We start from the raw sequence: 15,341 nt of genomic DNA, 5'->3' as shown, positions 1-15,341 counted from the left end.
GCGTTGGCACGCAGTTCGTGACGCTCTGCGTCACTAATTCGTGTCGCGCCGCTTACCTGGGACAGGACGCAGAGCGTCCAGAACGGCATTCCCACGCGGAGCGTTGGAACGATGACTTACGCCTCAAGATGACTATCGTGCCAATGCTCCGCGTTGGCATGCAGTTCGTGACGCTCTACCTCACAGATTTGCGCTGCGCCGCTTACTTGGGCCAGGACGCAAAGCGTCCAGAACGGCATTCCCACGCGGAGCGTTGGAACGATGAGTTACGCCTCAAGATGACTATCGTGCCAATGCTCCGCGTTGGCATGCAGTTCGTGACGCTCCGCGTCACAAATTTGCGCCGCGCCGCTTACTTGGGACAGGGCGCAGAGCGTCCAGAACGGCATTCCCACGCGGAGCGTTGGAACGACGAGTTACGCCTCAAGATGACTATCGTGCCAATGCTCCGCGTTGGCATGCAGTTCGTGACGCTCCGCGTCACAAATTTGCGCCGCGCCGCTTACTTGGGACAGGACGCAGAGCGTCCAGAACGGCATTCCCACGCGGAGCGTTGGAACGATGACTTACGCCTCAAGATGACTATCGTGCCAATGCTCCGCGTTGGCATGCAGTTCGTGACGCTCCGCGTCACAAATTTGCGCCGCGCCGCTTACTTGGGACAGGATGCAGAGCGTCCTGAGCGTTGGAACGATCATTTAAAAACGTCCAGCATCGTGATGCTCTCGTTATTGAGGGCTTACTGGAGTAGGGCGGTCACCCAGACAATCAGGGAGATTGGGGCCAATTGAGATCATTCCAGCCGATACCTCACCCGATCCGCCCCCCCAGTCCAGCGGTCCACTCGCTGACGCCAGATCGTAAACCTCTGTCTCTGAAATTAACTCGCCAGTGCGATGATCATAGAGCCGAAAAAACGCAGGGTACTCCCACCAGGGTAGCCACCTTCTTGGCACCTCACTATCCGGGTGTGGCATCGAATGAAACATCATCGGAAGAACCCAGAGTGGTTTGAACAGCTCCACTCTGTAACAGCCTCCAGGGCTTATGTCAGGCTCGCCAGAGCGTTCCGCTAACCCTTTTTCCCACCATTCCGATGCGGTCCAGAGACTACCGGCGATAATAATTTAGGCTATAAAAAATTTGAGCCGTTGTGGAAGTGGTTTCATTTACGGACTCCCAACTTTATGATCTGATCAGATTTTTTCCACAAAATGTTTGAGTAAATAAAAAAATCGCCCCCTTGACCTGTGTCGCCACGATAGTTGCGAAAGTGGGAGTTTGTAACTGCAGCAAATGGTCCGTCTTTTAAACGGATGACCAGATTTCCTTGTGGCGTCAAGGCTATAGCGGTTTCTGCCTTGGTCAGCACGCGATCTTCTGTCCACGTGCCGAGATATTGTAATCCGCTAAAGTCGTAATGGTCCCGTATGTAGAAGCCTAGGTTTTTTATCTGGAAATACAGCTCGGTCTGCTGGGTGATGAAATTTTTCTTACTGAAAGCTCGTCCTGTAACACCAACTTTTAGTGTTGCAGACCCCAGCGCACCGTACATATCGTCCAGTGAGTCCCACGTACTGCCGAATATACGAAAATTTACTTGGGATAAAACATCTATCTGCCGAGAAGACAGTAAGTTGTTGCCCAGTTCAAATGAGCTATTCTCATCCCATCCGGCACGTTTCAAAAGTTTTCTCAATCTTTCAACCGCTTTTGCCGAGGATACGATGGACTCGGCCTCATCTACTGCTTCCCGACAACGCTCAAACTGCATTGCCCACTCCATTTTTACAATACTTTCGTCACACTGTATTGCAGGTAAGCTCAAAGGGTCAGGTTGGGTTTTTGGCTCCTTCCACTCCTCCGGCATCTCCCACGCGGGACTGTCAAACCATCGCTGCATCAGCGCCGCTGCCGTGTTCCAACCCATGCTGCGCATGGCTCCGGGTATGCGGGAGAGGGCTAGGCTTTGGATGATGACTTCTTTGGCCGGGGTGTCTGTCGGGGCGTAGGTGTGTGAGGCGCCTTGGGGCAAGGCGAAGTAAGTGTCGGGGCCCAAGGCGTCGGTACGCTGGAAATCGTTCAGAGACATTGAGGTTACTCCATGACCGGCCAAGGGGCGGTGGTTGCGAGTTGCAGTGCGATGACAGCCGGGCTTTTATGGCTGCGGCTGTAGCCTTGCAGGTCAAGCGCGCCAACGCAGGTGCAGCGTTGGTCTTGCATCACCACATAGCCCAGATGACCTAGGCTGGAACGCTTTTGATTGAACAGACGAAAACGTTCGTCGCACATGATTGACTCTCGCTGGCCCACCAGCGAATTAACTGAATGCACAACCCGATCCACCACACTTTCGCTGGCCGCCTCCTGATCATTACCAACCGAATGATCGGGCGCAGACTGCACAACACTCGACTGCCTCTCAACCCGAAAGAAACTTTGTTGCCTGGATATCAACCGAGCCCCGCAACTGGTCAGGTCGCCTTCCAGTGCGATGATGTTTCCTTCGATATGAAAGTTGTTTTCTTCTCCGATGATTTTGCTGGCCCCATGCAGTGGGCAGATGACGTCACAGCCCCTGTGCGCCACGGGGAAACCATTGATGCGCTTTGTTTGATCGCCGTTGATAACAGACCCTCCGTGGTCTGTTGTATCGCCCTGAACGATAGCCAGAAGTTTCATGCAATGCTCCTTGCACACTTTTATCAGCAGCACGAGTCTCTGACGTCTGATAGGTTTAATCGACGTTTATGAACAGGCGCAGCGTTTTAATTAATAGGCAGGGAGAGATATCATTACCTTATGTTTTCGGAAATGGCGGAGCGTCATTTGCGATAATTAAGGACTGAGCTTACGCTGGGCTGATAAGGCTCTTACAAATAGTATGGATATTTTCCACATAAATAGAATATTCAGAGGCGGGTGTCAGCAATAAGGAGGGTTCGCCATATTTGATTGATAAACACGGCGAACATACAGACTCAAAGCGTTATCGACTCGGTCGAGCCAATCAACCGCCACCCAGCACCACACTCAGCGCATTGCGCGCATCGTCCAGTTGCACCAGCGAAGCATGGCGTGCGCCCAGCGCGTCGCGGTTCTGTATGGCGGTGAGGATGGCTTTGTGGCGGGCCATGGCCAGTTCGTGCAGGTTGGGGCGTTTGTTGGAGTATTTGAGCGCTTCACGCAACGCCAGCGACAGCATGTTGCACAAGTGCGCCAGCAGGTCGTTATGGGTGGCATCGGCGATGCGGCTGTGGAAGTCGAGATCGGGTTGCAGCAGGTCTTCCGGGGTCGGTGCGGCCTCCATGCGCAGGTAGGCTTCGTGAATCGACTCGATTTCTGCTTCCGTGGCATGTTGCGCAGCCAGTGCTGCAACAGCCGGTTCGATGACTGCGCGCACACTGGTCAGCAGGTTGAAGAATTCATTCTGCGGCGAACTTTGCATCACCCAGTGCAGCACATCCGGGTCCAGCAGGTGCCATTCGCGTCGGGCCTTGACCACCGTGCCGACACGCGGCCGCGAGTAGACCAGCCCCTTGGCGACCAGAACCCGTGTGGCCTCGCGCAGTACCGGGCGGCTGACGGCGTACTCTTCACAGAGCAGCGCTTCGGCAGGCAGCTTTTCGTCAGGCTTGAAACGGCCGGATACGATTTGCATGCCCAGTTCCTGAACAATGCGCGCGTGCATGCTTTTTCGGTCGGAAGGCTTTCGATAATCCATGAGAGCGCAATTGGGTCCTGGCAGTGATTGCTGGGCATCATACCATCGCACAACAGTGACGGCGGTCGCCAGAACAAGGGACCGCCGCTTCTTTTAGTGCGAGTGGCGAGGCACTTCTGAACCTCTGCAACCGACCAGAAAGTCGAAGTCACAGCCTTGATCCGCCTGCATCACACGGTCCACGTACAGTTGGCGATAGCCACCGAGTAACAGCTGCTGCGGTGCCTGCCAATCGGCGAGGCGTGCGGCCAGTTCGGCTTCCGGGATGTCCAGATGCAGACGTCCGCCAGCGCAGTCCAGCTCGATCCAGTCACCTTCCTTGACCACCGCCAGCGGACCGCCGGCTGCGGCTTCCGGTGCCACATGCAAAACCACTGTGCCGTAGGCCGTGCCGCTCATACGTGCATCGGAAATACGCACCATGTCAGTCACGCCCTGCGCCAGCAGCTTGGCCGGAAGGCCCATGTTGCCGACCTCGGCCATGCCGGGATAACCCTTGGGGCCACAGTTCTTGAGGACCATGACCGACGTGGCGTCGATGTCCAGATCCGGATCGTTGATCCGCGCCTTGTACATTTCAAAGTTCTCGAACACCACCGCCCGGCCCCGATGCTGCATCAGTGCTGGCGTGGCGGCAGACGGTTTGAGCACTGCGCCGAGGGGGGCGAGGTTGCCGCGCAATACGCAGATACCGCCATCGGCGCGGATCGGATTGTCCAGCGCACGGATTACCTGGTCCTCGCCATAGATCGGTGAATTGCAGGTGTTTTCTCCAATGCTTTTACCATTGACCGTAAGTGCGTCCGGGTTGGGCAGCAAATTGGCTTCGTTCATGCGCCGCAGCACGGCAGGCAGGCCACCGGCGTAGTAAAACTCTTCCATCAGGAAGCGCCCTGAGGGTTGCAGGTCGACGATGGTCGGCATACCGCGGCCCATGCGCGACCAGTCGTCCAGGTCCAGGTCGACGCCGATGCGCCCGGCAATCGCCTTCAGGTGAATAACGGCGTTGGTCGAACCGCCAATGGCCGCATTGACCCGGATGGCGTTTTCGAATGCGGCCTTGGTGAGAATCTTTGACAGGCGCAGGTCTTCACGAACCATGTCCACTGCACGCATGCCGGACATGTGGGCCAGCACGTAACGCCGCGAATCCACCGCAGGAATGGCGGCGTTGTGTGGCAATGAAGTGCCCAGCGCTTCGGCCATGCAGGCCATGGTCGAGGCCGTGCCCATTGTGTTGCAGGTGCCTGCCGAGCGAGACATGCCGGCTTCGGCGGACAGGAATTCATCCAGGCTGATGGTGCCGGCCTTGTAGGACTCATGCATCTGCCAGACGATGGTGCCGGCGCCGATGTCCTTGCCCTGATGCTTGCCGTTGAGCATCGGTCCGCCAGTCACGACGATGGCAGGAATGTCGCAACTGGCGGCACCCATCAGCAGGGCAGGCGTGGTTTTGTCACAGCCAGTCAGCAGCACGACGCCATCAATGGGGTTGCCGCGAATCGCTTCTTCAACGTCCATGCTCGCCAGGTTGCGAGTGAACATTGCGGTAGGGCGCAGGTTGGATTCGCCGTTGGAAAACACCGGAAACTCGACCGGCCAGCCACCTGCTTCGATCACGCCACGTTTGACGTGTTCGGCGATCTGCCGGAAATGCGCGTTGCAGGGGGTCAACTCCGACCAGGTATTGCAAATGCCGATGATCGGTTTGCCCTGGAACTGATGGTCGGCAATACCCTGATTCTTCATCCAGCTACGGTACATGAAGCCATTCTTGTCAGCGGTGCCAAACCACTGGGCAGAACGGAGGGTTGGTTTTTTATCGGAGTCAGACATGATCGGCTCTCTTATTGTAAGACTTAATGGCGATGCTGCTGGCTAAGGTAAGCCTAAAAAACGCGTATTGGAAGAGTTGTCAGTTCAAATAGTATTACTATATAGTCAATCGTAGACGAGGGATCATCCTGGCATATGTGCAGCTTCATTCGGCACCCAGGCACAGAGGTGATCCCCGCAGGTTCCATAACAAAAACAATGGGAGACCGCCTACATGAGCCAGGAACTGCGGCTTATACGCCGCATTACGTTCAAACTGATTCCATTTCTTATCCTGCTTTACCTGATCGCTTATGTGGACCGCTCTGCCGTGGGCTTTGCCAAGCTGCACATGGGCGCCGACATCGGTATCGGCGACGCGGCCTACGGGCTGGGTGCCGGGCTGTTTTTCATCGGCTACTTCCTGTTTGAAATCCCCAGCAACCTGATGCTCGAGCGTTTTGGCGCACGCCGCTGGTTCGCGCGAATCATGATCACCTGGGGCGCGATCACCATCGGCATGGCCTTCGTCCAAGGGCCGCACAGCTTCTACGTGATGCGGTTTCTGCTCGGTGCTGCCGAGGCGGGCTTCTTTCCCGGTGTGCTGTACTACATCACCCAGTGGTTTCCGGTGCGCCATCGCGGCAAGATCCTTGGCCTTTTCATCCTCTCGCAACCCATCGCCATGATGATCACCGGGCCGGTGTCCGGTGGTTTGCTGGGCATGGACGGCATACTCGGCCTGCATGGCTGGCAATGGCTGTTCATCGTCATCGGCACGCCAGCGATTCTGTTGACCTGGCCGGTGCTGCGCTGGTTGCCGGACGGTCCGCAACAGGTCAAATGGATGGACCAGACCGAGAAAGACTGGCTGACCGGTGAGCTGAAAAAGGACCTGGAAGAAACGGCCAGACCCGCCACGGCAATCCGTTGCACGCCTTGAAAGACAAGCGTGTGTTGCTTCTCGCGCTGTTCTATCTGCCAGTGACCTTAAGTATCTACGGTCTGGGCCTGTGGCTGCCGACGCTGATCAAACAGTTCGGTGGCAGTGACCTGACCACCGGCTTTGTGTCTTCGGTGCCTTACATTTTCGGCATCATTGGCCTGCTGATCGTGCCGCGCAGTTCCGACCGCCTCAATGACCGTTACGGGCATCTGGCCGTGCTTTATGTGTTGGGGGCCATCGGCCTGTTCTGCAGCGCCTGGCTGACCATGCCGGTGGCGCAGCTGGCTGCATTGTGTGTCGTGGCGTTTGCGCTGTTCTCCTGCACGGCGGTGTTCTGGACATTGCCAGGGCGGTTCTTCGCGGGTGCCAGTGCCGCAGCCGGTATCGCGCTGATCAATTCGGTCGGCAATCTGGGCGGCTACATCGGGCCGTTCGTGATCGGTGCGTTGAAGGAAATCACCGGCAGCCTGGCATCGGGCCTCTATTTTCTGTCGGGCGTCATGGTCTTCGGGCTGCTGCTGACCGGCATCGTCTATCACGTGCTGGAGCGCAAGCATGTGCTGCCAGTGTCCGACTTCGCGGCGAGTGCCAAGGCGAGATAGGTTTTCAGCGGCCCATTATCTGGAAGGAGAATTTCATGCGGTTAGTACAGTTTGAATTGAGCGACGGTCAGCGCCGGGTCGGTCTGGTCGACGGTGATCAGGTACGTGAGGTCCAGGGTGTCGAAAGTGTTCGCGAGCTGGCGCTGGCGGCAATCGAGGCGGGTTCGGCTCTGGCGCACCAGGTCGAGCAGCGTGGCGTTGGCGAGACGCACGACTATTCGCAGTTGCTTGAGGCGTTGCGGATCCTGCCGCCGCTCGACCATCCTGATCCGGCGCACCTGCTGGTCAGCGGCACCGGGCTGACCCATCTGGGCAGTGCGTCGGCACGCGACAAGATGCACCAGCAGTCCGGCGACGAAGCTTCGATGACCGACACTATGCGTATCTTCAAATGGGGCGTTGAAGGCGGCAAGCCGGTGGCGGGGCAGGCCGGTGTTCAGCCAGAGTGGTTCTACAAGGGTGATGGCAGCATTGTCGTGCGCCCCGGACATTCGTTTTCGATGCCGCCTTTTGCCGAAGATGGCGGGGAAGAGCCCGAGCTAAGTGGCCTGTATGTGATCGGTCATGACCGCAAGCCTTATCGTCTGGGCTTCGCCATTGGTAATGAATACTCCGACCACGTCATGGAACGTCGCAACTACCTGTATCTGGCGCATTCGAAACTGCGCGCCTGTTCGTTCGGTCCGGAGTTGCGCGTGGGCGACTTGCCGCAAAGCCTGTCGGGCACCAGTCGGGTCTGGCGCGACGGCAAGATGCTGTGGGAAAAAGAGTTCCTTAGTGGCGAAGCGAACATGTGCCACAGCCTGGAAAACCTTGAATACCATCACTTCAAGTACGCACAGTTCCTCAGGCCCGGTGATGTGCATGTGCATTTCTTCGGCACCGCGACCCTGTCGTTTGCCGATGGCGTGCGCACCCAGCCGGGCGATCGTTTCGAGATCAGTCAGGCCGAGTTCGGCAAGCCGCTGGTCAACGGTTTGGCACCGAGCGAGCCGGTGTTTCAGCCGGGCGGCATCGGCAAGCTGTAAGCGCAGTCCCTGTTTGATTGCTCACCGTGCCAGCGCTCGGCGCTGGTACGGCTCTACTTACGCTCCGACTGTATCTACGCCTGTCTTTTGCCCTATCATTCGCGCTTTTGCTGGCCGGATGAATTTCATGACTACCACACCCACCACACTGCTTGCTGCCCTTGAAGCCACTACCATGCTGGAAATTGACGGTCTGCACGCTTGGGATTTCTCTCTGGGCGATGAACTGAACGTCGAATGCATGGACGGCCGCGAGCGCAAGGTATGGCGCTTCAGCAAAGCCCAAGTCGACGCCGCGACCTTTGATGAATCCCTGCAAAGCTGGGTGATCAATGACGGCAACGCCGATCACCGGATCATCTGCCTGGATGCCTTTACCCCCTCCGATGAAGATGATTCCGCCCAGGATTGAGTAAATGCGGGCTGGCGCTGTCATAGACCCGACAGTGCCGTAACAGGCATCAATAATTTCGACAAAAAGGGATGCCCCCATGCCCCATAAATTTCTGCCGTGGCTGGCGATTGCCAGTGCCATGAGCGCGTTTACCCTGCAGGCCCAAGCCATGCCCGATACTGAATTGCTGATAGGTTCCTACACACAAGGCAAGAGTGAAGGGATCTATCGTTTTGCCTTCAACAGCGAAACCGGGATGATCGATGCCAAGCCGCTGCAAGTGGTCAAAACCGAAAACCCCTCGTGGCTGACCGTCTCCAGAGACCAGCGTTATCTGTTCGCGGTCAATGAAAACGGCCCAGGGCAAAAAGACGTGGTGGGTAAGGTAAGCAGCTTTGCGATCGACCCGAAAACCCGTCAGATCACGCCGATTAATCAGGTTCAAAGCCGCGGTGAAGAACCGACGCACTCCAGCCTGAGCTACGATGGTCGTTACCTGTTCGTGGCCAACTATGCGGTAAACCCGGACCCGGGCGGTGCGCTGACCGTGGTGCCGGTGGGCAAGGACGGCATGTTGAGCGAGGCTGTGCAGGTCTTGCCGTTGGGCCCCGGAAGCAAGGTCAACAGTGAGCGGCAGATGTCGTCACATGTGCACCTGGCCGTGCCGACCCCGGATGACAAGTACGTAGTGAGCGCTGACTTGGGCGCTGACAAGCTGTTTGTGTATCGCTACGACGCGAGCCAGGCCAAGCCACTGCAGCCAGCCAAGGAGCCGACCGTGCAATTGCCGGGTGGCTCCGGACCACGTCACACCCTGTTCAGTGCTGATGGCAAGCATGCCTGGCTGGTGCTGGAAATGACGGCGCAGGTCGCGGTGTTTGACTACCATGACGGCGTCTTCAAGCAGACCCAACTGGTTGATATGAAGAACAAGGGTGTGCAGGAGAAGAACGGTGGCGGTGCCTTGCACACCTCACCGGACGGCAAGTTTCTCTATGTGACCAATCGTGGTGACGCGAATCAGGTCGTGGTATTCCGTATCGATCAGGCCAGCGGCAAGCTGGAAGAAATTCAGCGCCGTTCCCTGGAAGGCAAGGAGCCACGCGAGTTCGCCTTTGACCCGACTGGCAAGTACATGCTGTTCGCCAATCAGAAGAGCAACCAGATCGTGACCGTGCGCCGTGATCCGCAGAGCGGGAAGATCGGTGAAACTGTGCAGAAATTTGATGCAGATTCACCTTCTTATCTGCGTTTTCTGACTGACAAGTAAGCCTTTCCAGCTCCAGCCCTCTAGATACAAGGGCTGGAGCCGTTATCATTCTTGATGATATGGGTTAGTGCTACAAAAGATTTCTGCTGAACCACCCTCGGGCGTAAGTTTGAGTCACGGCCAAGACGGCTAACACTTCAAGCAAACGCTAACCGGATAACGAGGGGTGACCGACATGAATTTCAATCTTTTCTCCATCATTGCTGCATCGGCTGTTTCCGCAAGCGTTGCGCTTCCAGCCAGTGCCAGTGTCGATGTAACTGACAAAAAAGCTCACGCTGCTCAGACCTACACTCAGACCTACACCTCGAAATATCTGCAACAGAGCGCTAATTTCTACGCAGCGCTGGATCACAAATCCGCTCAATGATTCATCAGCCGTCACGCTTTCGCGAGCATGTTCGCCAACACAGGTCCCTGCGACTTACTGCCCACTGCGCGGCAGACCATGCACGGAATGTCAGGCGAGCCTGTTCGCGAAAGCATTGACGGCGATGGCGTATTCAAGACCGGACGCAGAGCGTCCAGAACGGCATGCGACGCGGAGCGCGGCACGATAGTTGAAAGCGTCCAGAGCTACGGCACGATAGTTGAGATTATCGTTCCGCACGCTCCAGCGTGGGAATGCCGTTCGTGACGCTCCGCGTCACAGGTCTTTCAGTTACCCACCTCGATTGTGCTCAACCCATTGCCCTGACGACGCACTTTGATCTGCACCGGAATCCGTTCATGCATTTCCTGTACGTGGGAGATCACGCCGACCTTGCGACCCTGTGCCTGCAAGCCGTCCAGTGCGTCCATCGCCAGTTGCAGCGATTCCGGGTCGAGGCTGCCGAAGCCCTCGTCGATGAACAGCGATTCGATACGCAGCGTGCTGGAGGCCATCGACGCCAGTCCCAACGCCAACGCCAGCGAGACCAGGAAGGTTTCGCCACCCGACAGCGAATGAACCGAGCGTAGTTCGTCGCCCATTTCCGTGTCCATGACCAGCAGGCCGAGCATGCTGCCGCCGCGTTTCAGGCGGTAGCGGCGCACCAGTTGCCGGAGCTGCGCATTGGCGTGATGGACCAGCAGGTCAAGGTTGTAGGCTTGGGCGATCTTGCGGAATTTGTCGCCTTCGGCCGAGCCGATCAGCGATGCCAAGCGTGCCCAGCGCAGGTATTCGTCATTGGCATCGTTGATGCGCGCCTGCAACTCGCTGTTGGCGTTGCGACGGCGCTGATCTTCGCTGAGTTCGGCACGCAGGTCGGCGCATTGCTGCTCGCCGAGCGCGGACTGTTCATGGGCCTGTTGCAGCGCTGCCGCCAGTTGCGTGCTGTCGCTAAGGTCGCTGTATTGCGCCTGATGCTGTTGCAGGCGCTGATCGCGCTCCTGCAGCAATACTTTTGCCTGCTCCAGCGCTTTGTCGGTAGCGTTCAGTTGCAGACGCAGTTGCTCGACATGCGCGTCATCGTAGGTCAGCAGTGTGTCGAGCGCGGTATCGTCCAGCTCGGGATGCTGGCCGCGCCACTCGCTGATCTGCACATCAAGTTCAGCCAGTTCCTGCTGCAAGGATTGCTGTTGTTGCTGGGCGGACTTGAGTTCGGCAGCCAGCTGGATCAACTGGCTTTGAATCTGCTGCAGAGCCTCGGCGGCCGAGCTTTCGGTTTGCCTGGCTTGCTCGATGGCGTTTTCCAGCGCCTGTTGCCAGTGCTCGGCAGTCGCATGCTCGCCCAGCAAGCCGGTCAGTGCCTGCTGGCTGGCCTGTTGCTGCTCGCCTAGCCGGGCGACTTCCTGCGCCAGTTCGGTCTGGCGGTGCAGGCGAGTCTGCTGCTCGATCTGTTGCTTTTCGATCTTCTGCTGGCGCTCGCTCTGCTCCTGTTGTTCTTCGTGTTGCTGTTCAAGTTGATCCAGACGCTGAGTCACCTGCTGCTCAAGCTGCATCACTGTCGCCGATGCATCGCTGCGCAGCCCTTCAAGCACGTGTGGCGAGACCAGCGGCGTGAATGCGCTCAGTTCTTCCTCCAGCCGCTGCCTGTCGACGTCCAGCTGCTTGAGCTGCTCGGCAACATGGCTCGCCGCAGTCTGACTGGCTTCTGTGGCTGCCTGAAGTTGCTGCTGCAAGCGGGCGGCGTCTTTCTGCAGGGTCAGCAACGCTTCCTGGCGTTGCTCGTCACGGGTGATGACTTCGCTCAGGTTATTCAATTGCTGGCTCAACCAGCTGTCACGCCTGCCTGGGTCGTGGTCGAGCAATTGAGCCGCGAGGGGATGAGATTCCAGGTCCGGTGCCAGGGTTTGATGGCGCAGGGTGAGCTGTTCGTGCTGACGCAGCAGCTCTTTCTGGCGGGCGATCACGCCGCCAACCTGCTCGCGCAATTGGTTGCGCTGTTCGGTCAGCTGGTCCACCGCCTTCTGCGCACTGGCCTGCTCGTTGTCGTCATGCTGCGTGAGGCTTTCCAGTAACGCTTCCGGCTGATGCCAAGGGTGTTCGATGCTGCCGCAGACCGGGCAGGGCTGGTCGTCCTGCAGCTGGACGCGTAATTCCTCGACACTGGCGCTGCGGGCCAGGCGTTGACGTTCCAGCAGTTGCCGGGTAACGGTGAGGGTCTGTTCGGCGACGGTCAGTTCATCACGAACGCGAATGCCTTCGCTGTTGAGCTGTTCGCGTTGCTGCTGAGCGCTTTGCTGTTGCTGCGCCAGATCGGCCAGTTGCCGGTCTACGTCCTGCTGGCTGGTCCACAAACGAGCCAGGTCTTCGAACGCGCGTTGCTGCTTGCGATTATCCTGCAGCAGGCTGCCGAGAATCTGTACCTGTTCGGTGACCGCATCCACTTCGCAATCGGCTTCGCGGTACAGCAATTCCAGCGCGTTGCGTTGCTCGGTCAACTGTTGATCGGCCGTGCTGGCACGTTGCTGCAGTGCAGGCAGTTCACTCTGTCCGTGCTTGAGGCGGTTGGCGATCAGCGTGAGGGATTTCAGCCGGTCGCGCCAGGCGCTCCAGGCCTGAGCCAGGGGGGCCAGTTCGCTGCTGTGCTCCAGCTGCCCGGCAATACGTTCAAGGCGCTGCGAAACCTGTTGCTGCTGGTCGAGCAAAATGTGCAGGCTGGCCTGACCCTCAGTACAAAGCTGCCCGGTTTGCTGATGCAGGTCAGACACCTTGGTCAGTTCCTGAGCCAAGTGGTTAAGCGTGTTCTGTGTGTCAAAAGCCTGCTGCAACAGTGGCTTGGCGCTGCTGTGGTTTTGCTGGGCCTCCAGCAGACTGGCCTGCGCCTGGGTGCGGCGGGTCTCCAGTTGTCGCTGCTGATCTTGCAGCGAAGCCTGCTGTTGCTGATGCTGAAGAATCTGTTCCGCCAGCGGGTTGAGCTGGGCGTTCAACGTGACTCGACGCGCGAAACGGTGGCGTTGCGGGCCCAGGCGTTCCAGTTGGCCAAGGGTCTGACGTGCACCGCTCTGGTCGTCCCAGGCCTGTTGAGCACGGGTGATCGCCTCCTGCGCGGCAAGCTGTTCATCGCGCAGGCGGTGTAGCTCGATCAGCCACTGCTGTTTGATTTCCAGTTGCCTTTGCTGTGCCTGGTGCGCCTTGAGCTGCTGCTGTGCGTCGTTGAGGCGTTGCTCCAGTTCGGCCAGCAGCTCCGGAGCCAGCGGGACGATGTTGCTGGCTTGAGCAGTGAGGGTTTTAAGCGCTTCCTCGGCCTCTTTGCTCTTGCTGTAGGCGCGCCGCCCGAGCTGGCTGTAGATGGCGGTATTGGTCAGCTTCTCCAGCAGTTCGCTGCGTTCCTTGTCGTCGGCCTTGAGGAAGGCGCTGAACTCGCTCTGGGCAAGCATCACGGCACGGGTGAACTGCTCGAAGTTGAGCCCCAGACGGTGCTCGATCAGTTGCTCGAATTCACGCTTGCTCTGGTTGCTGAGCACCTGTTCGCTGTCCAGGTCGGTCAGGATCTGGCGACTGGCCTGCAGCTTTTTGGTCGCGTTGTCGCGTGCGCGGTTGGTTTCCCAGCGGGCGCGATAACGGCGCTGATCGATGCCGATAAAGTCCACTTCTGCGTAACCGCTGCCCGTGCCACGCCGCAGCAGGGTGCGCGGGTCGCTGGTGGTGATGTCGCCGTCGATGTCCGGGACCTTGGACTGCCCGATATTACTCAGCCGCGGAATCGCTCCAAACAGCGCCAGGCACAAGGCGTCGAGCAGGGTGCTTTTACCTGCGCCGGTCGGGCCGGTAATGGCGAACAGACCGGCGCTGGCCAGCGGCTCGGCAGTGAAATCGATTTCAAACGGCCCGGCCAGCGAGGCAAGGTTTTTCAGGCGAATGGCAAGGATTTTCATGGCTGTTCGCTCTCCTGCTGGACTTCACGCAGCAGCGTGGCGAAATCGGTCAGGGTCTGTTCGTCGACCTCGCTACCGAAGTTGTCCTGCCAGGCACGGCTGAACAATTCCTGAGGCGTGAGCTGGTCCAGCTCGATCAGGGCGGCTTCACCTTCGTTGCCGTCGGCACTGCCTTTACCGGCGTATTCAGCACCGATGCGCACCAGCCGCACGGCTTTGCCTTGCAGCGCGGTTTCGATCTGGTTGCGCAGGTCCGGTTGCGGTTCATCAAGACGCACGCGCACTTCCAGCCACGGCTGGCGGTCCGGGTCGGCGAGCAGGTCGATGTCCGGCAGTGCCTTGAGCTGTATCAGCAAATCGGCCAAGGACGCAGGCCCCAGGCGTTGCAGGTTGACGGCGCGAGGGATGAGCAACGGCTCGACACTGGTCAGCGTCTCACCGTCGCAATTGATCTCGAGAATCTGGTGCTGATAGCTGATTTCCGAAAAGGACAGCGGGATCGGCGAGCCGCTGTAGCGAATGCGCTCTTCACCATTGACTCGTTGCGGCTTGTGCAAATGGCCAAGCGCGACATAGGTGATGCTAGGTCCGAACAGACTGGCGGGCAGGGCTTCGGCGTTGCCGATGATCAGGCTGCGCTCGGAATCTTCCGAGACCGAACCGCCCGCCATGTGCGCGTGGCTGATGGCGATCAGTGCCTGACCTGGCTGGCGCTTGAGGTTGGCTGCTTCGATCAGCAGCTCATGAACCCGACCAATACCGCGCAGGTAGTCGTCACCCAGCGTCGGGCCGGTGACCTCGGCAGGACGCAGGAAGGGCAGCGCCAGGCACCAGGCTTTGACGTTGCCTTCGGCGTCCGGCAACGGTAGCAGCAGGCGTTCGGCGTCCAGCACACCGTCGTCCAGCCACATCACCCTGCCCAGTGCGTGTGTGCGCAAACGGCGCATCAGGGGTGCAGGGAGTTCGATACGCGAGCCGGAGTCGTGGTTGCCTGCGATCATCACGATGGTCAGCAGCGGCTGCCGTTCATGGGCGTTGACGATGAAGTCGTACAGGCGTTCCTGCGCTTTGACCGGCGGGTTGACGGTGTCGAAGATGTCGCCCGCGATCAACAGTACATCAGGTTTTCGTTCGGCCAGACGGGCCAGCAGCCAGGTCAGAAAGCAGGTGTGTTCGAAATCCCGCTCCTGACCGTGCAGGTTCTGACCCAGATGCCAGTCAGAGGTGTGAAACAGACGCATTGGTTTACCTTGTCGTGTA

The 15,341-nt window shown here is 58.4% G+C and carries 12 protein-coding genes and 1 pseudogene; 6 read left to right on the top strand and 7 right to left on the bottom strand.

From position 1 onward, the window contains the following. Positions 1-137: 137 nt before the first annotated feature. Positions 138-791, top strand: coding sequence for a hypothetical protein (locus LJU29_RS18980; protein WP_257111056.1), 654 nt, complete (start codon positions 138-140; stop codon positions 789-791). Here the strand turns inward: LJU29_RS18980 and LJU29_RS18975 are convergent. From LJU29_RS18975 to LJU29_RS18955, 5 genes are all read right to left on the bottom strand, one after another. Then, complete coding sequence (locus LJU29_RS18975; RefSeq protein ID WP_257112785.1) at positions 729-1,127, bottom strand: hypothetical protein; 399 nt, start codon at positions 1,125-1,127, stop codon at positions 729-731. The genes LJU29_RS18980 and LJU29_RS18975 overlap by 63 nt on opposite strands. A gap of 38 nt (positions 1,128-1,165) precedes the next feature. Continuing rightward, a complete protein-coding gene (locus tag LJU29_RS18970) occupies positions 1,166-2,092 on the bottom strand; it encodes a DUF6402 family protein (protein WP_054994979.1) in 927 nt (308 codons plus the stop codon). Between the two features lie 5 nt (positions 2,093-2,097). Next, on the bottom strand, positions 2,098-2,682 hold the full coding sequence (locus LJU29_RS18965) for a PAAR domain-containing protein (RefSeq protein ID WP_004660788.1): 585 nt from the start codon (positions 2,680-2,682) through the stop codon (positions 2,098-2,100). A 328-nt stretch (positions 2,683-3,010) separates the two neighbouring features. Then, positions 3,011-3,724: a FadR/GntR family transcriptional regulator gene (locus LJU29_RS18960; protein WP_257111055.1), complete on the bottom strand. Its 714-nt coding sequence runs from the start codon at positions 3,722-3,724 to the stop codon at positions 3,011-3,013. A gap of 93 nt (positions 3,725-3,817) precedes the next feature. After that, positions 3,818-5,560: an IlvD/Edd family dehydratase gene (locus LJU29_RS18955; RefSeq protein WP_002554488.1), complete on the bottom strand. Its 1,743-nt coding sequence runs from the start codon at positions 5,558-5,560 to the stop codon at positions 3,818-3,820. Between the two features lie 214 nt (positions 5,561-5,774). Between LJU29_RS18955 and LJU29_RS18950 the strand changes: the two are divergent. The 5 genes and pseudogenes from LJU29_RS18950 (at position 5,775) to LJU29_RS18930 (ending at position 10,149) form a co-directional block, all read left to right on the top strand. Then, positions 5,775-7,087: pseudogene (locus tag LJU29_RS18950) on the top strand (MFS transporter). A gap of 35 nt (positions 7,088-7,122) precedes the next feature. Continuing rightward, positions 7,123-8,115 (top strand): AraD1 family protein, encoded by a 993-nt coding sequence (gene araD1, locus LJU29_RS18945; protein WP_257111054.1) that lies wholly within the window; start codon positions 7,123-7,125, stop codon positions 8,113-8,115. A gap of 127 nt (positions 8,116-8,242) precedes the next feature. Continuing rightward, entirely contained in the window at positions 8,243-8,527 is a 285-nt protein-coding gene (locus LJU29_RS18940; RefSeq protein WP_004665918.1) for a DUF5629 family protein, read from the top strand. A gap of 79 nt (positions 8,528-8,606) precedes the next feature. Next, complete coding sequence (locus LJU29_RS18935) at positions 8,607-9,779, top strand: lactonase family protein (RefSeq protein WP_005755046.1); 1,173 nt, start codon at positions 8,607-8,609, stop codon at positions 9,777-9,779. A gap of 175 nt (positions 9,780-9,954) precedes the next feature. Further along, positions 9,955-10,149: a hypothetical protein gene (locus LJU29_RS18930; protein ID WP_004665916.1), complete on the top strand. Its 195-nt coding sequence runs from the start codon at positions 9,955-9,957 to the stop codon at positions 10,147-10,149. A gap of 287 nt (positions 10,150-10,436) precedes the next feature. Here the strand turns inward: LJU29_RS18930 and LJU29_RS18925 are convergent, their stop codons facing one another. Beyond that, the gene (locus LJU29_RS18925) at positions 10,437-14,081 is read right to left on the bottom strand and encodes an SbcC/MukB-like Walker B domain-containing protein (RefSeq protein ID WP_257111053.1); all 3,645 of its coding nucleotides are present in this window, start codon (positions 14,079-14,081) and stop codon (positions 10,437-10,439) included. Continuing rightward, complete coding sequence (locus LJU29_RS18920) at positions 14,078-15,322, bottom strand: exonuclease SbcCD subunit D C-terminal domain-containing protein (protein WP_122358999.1); 1,245 nt, start codon at positions 15,320-15,322, stop codon at positions 14,078-14,080. Before LJU29_RS18920 ends, LJU29_RS18925 begins: the two co-directional genes overlap by 4 nt. Positions 15,323-15,341: the final 19 nt, after the last annotated feature.

The sequence above is a fragment of the Pseudomonas ficuserectae genome (assembly GCF_024584585.1).
GTDB lineage: Bacteria > Pseudomonadota > Gammaproteobacteria > Pseudomonadales > Pseudomonadaceae > Aquipseudomonas > Aquipseudomonas amygdali.
Note: the sequence above shows the minus strand (reverse complement) of the source record. Positions and strands in the feature narration are given on the sequence as shown.

Bases quoted from the DNA above. Each gene is read 5' to 3' on its own strand.
- LJU29_RS18970 (WP_054994979.1), bottom strand. From the start codon at position 2,092: ATGTCTCTGAACGATTTCCAGCGTACCGACGCCTTGGGCCCCGACACT.
- LJU29_RS18965 (WP_004660788.1), bottom strand. From the start codon at position 2,682: ATGAAACTTCTGGCTATCGTTCAGGGCGATACAACAGACCACGGAGGG.
- LJU29_RS18960 (WP_257111055.1), bottom strand. From the start codon at position 3,724: ATGGATTATCGAAAGCCTTCCGACCGAAAAAGCATGCACGCGCGCATT.
- LJU29_RS18955 (WP_002554488.1), bottom strand. From the start codon at position 5,560: ATGTCTGACTCCGATAAAAAACCAACCCTCCGTTCTGCCCAGTGGTTT.
- araD1 (WP_257111054.1), top strand. From the start codon at position 7,123: ATGCGGTTAGTACAGTTTGAATTGAGCGACGGTCAGCGCCGGGTCGGT.
- LJU29_RS18940 (WP_004665918.1), top strand. From the start codon at position 8,243: ATGACTACCACACCCACCACACTGCTTGCTGCCCTTGAAGCCACTACC.
- LJU29_RS18935 (WP_005755046.1), top strand. From the start codon at position 8,607: ATGCCCCATAAATTTCTGCCGTGGCTGGCGATTGCCAGTGCCATGAGC.
- LJU29_RS18930 (WP_004665916.1), top strand. From the start codon at position 9,955: ATGAATTTCAATCTTTTCTCCATCATTGCTGCATCGGCTGTTTCCGCA.
- LJU29_RS18925 (WP_257111053.1), bottom strand. From the start codon at position 14,081: ATGAAAATCCTTGCCATTCGCCTGAAAAACCTTGCCTCGCTGGCCGGG.
- LJU29_RS18920 (WP_122358999.1), bottom strand. From the start codon at position 15,322: ATGCGTCTGTTTCACACCTCTGACTGGCATCTGGGTCAGAACCTGCAC.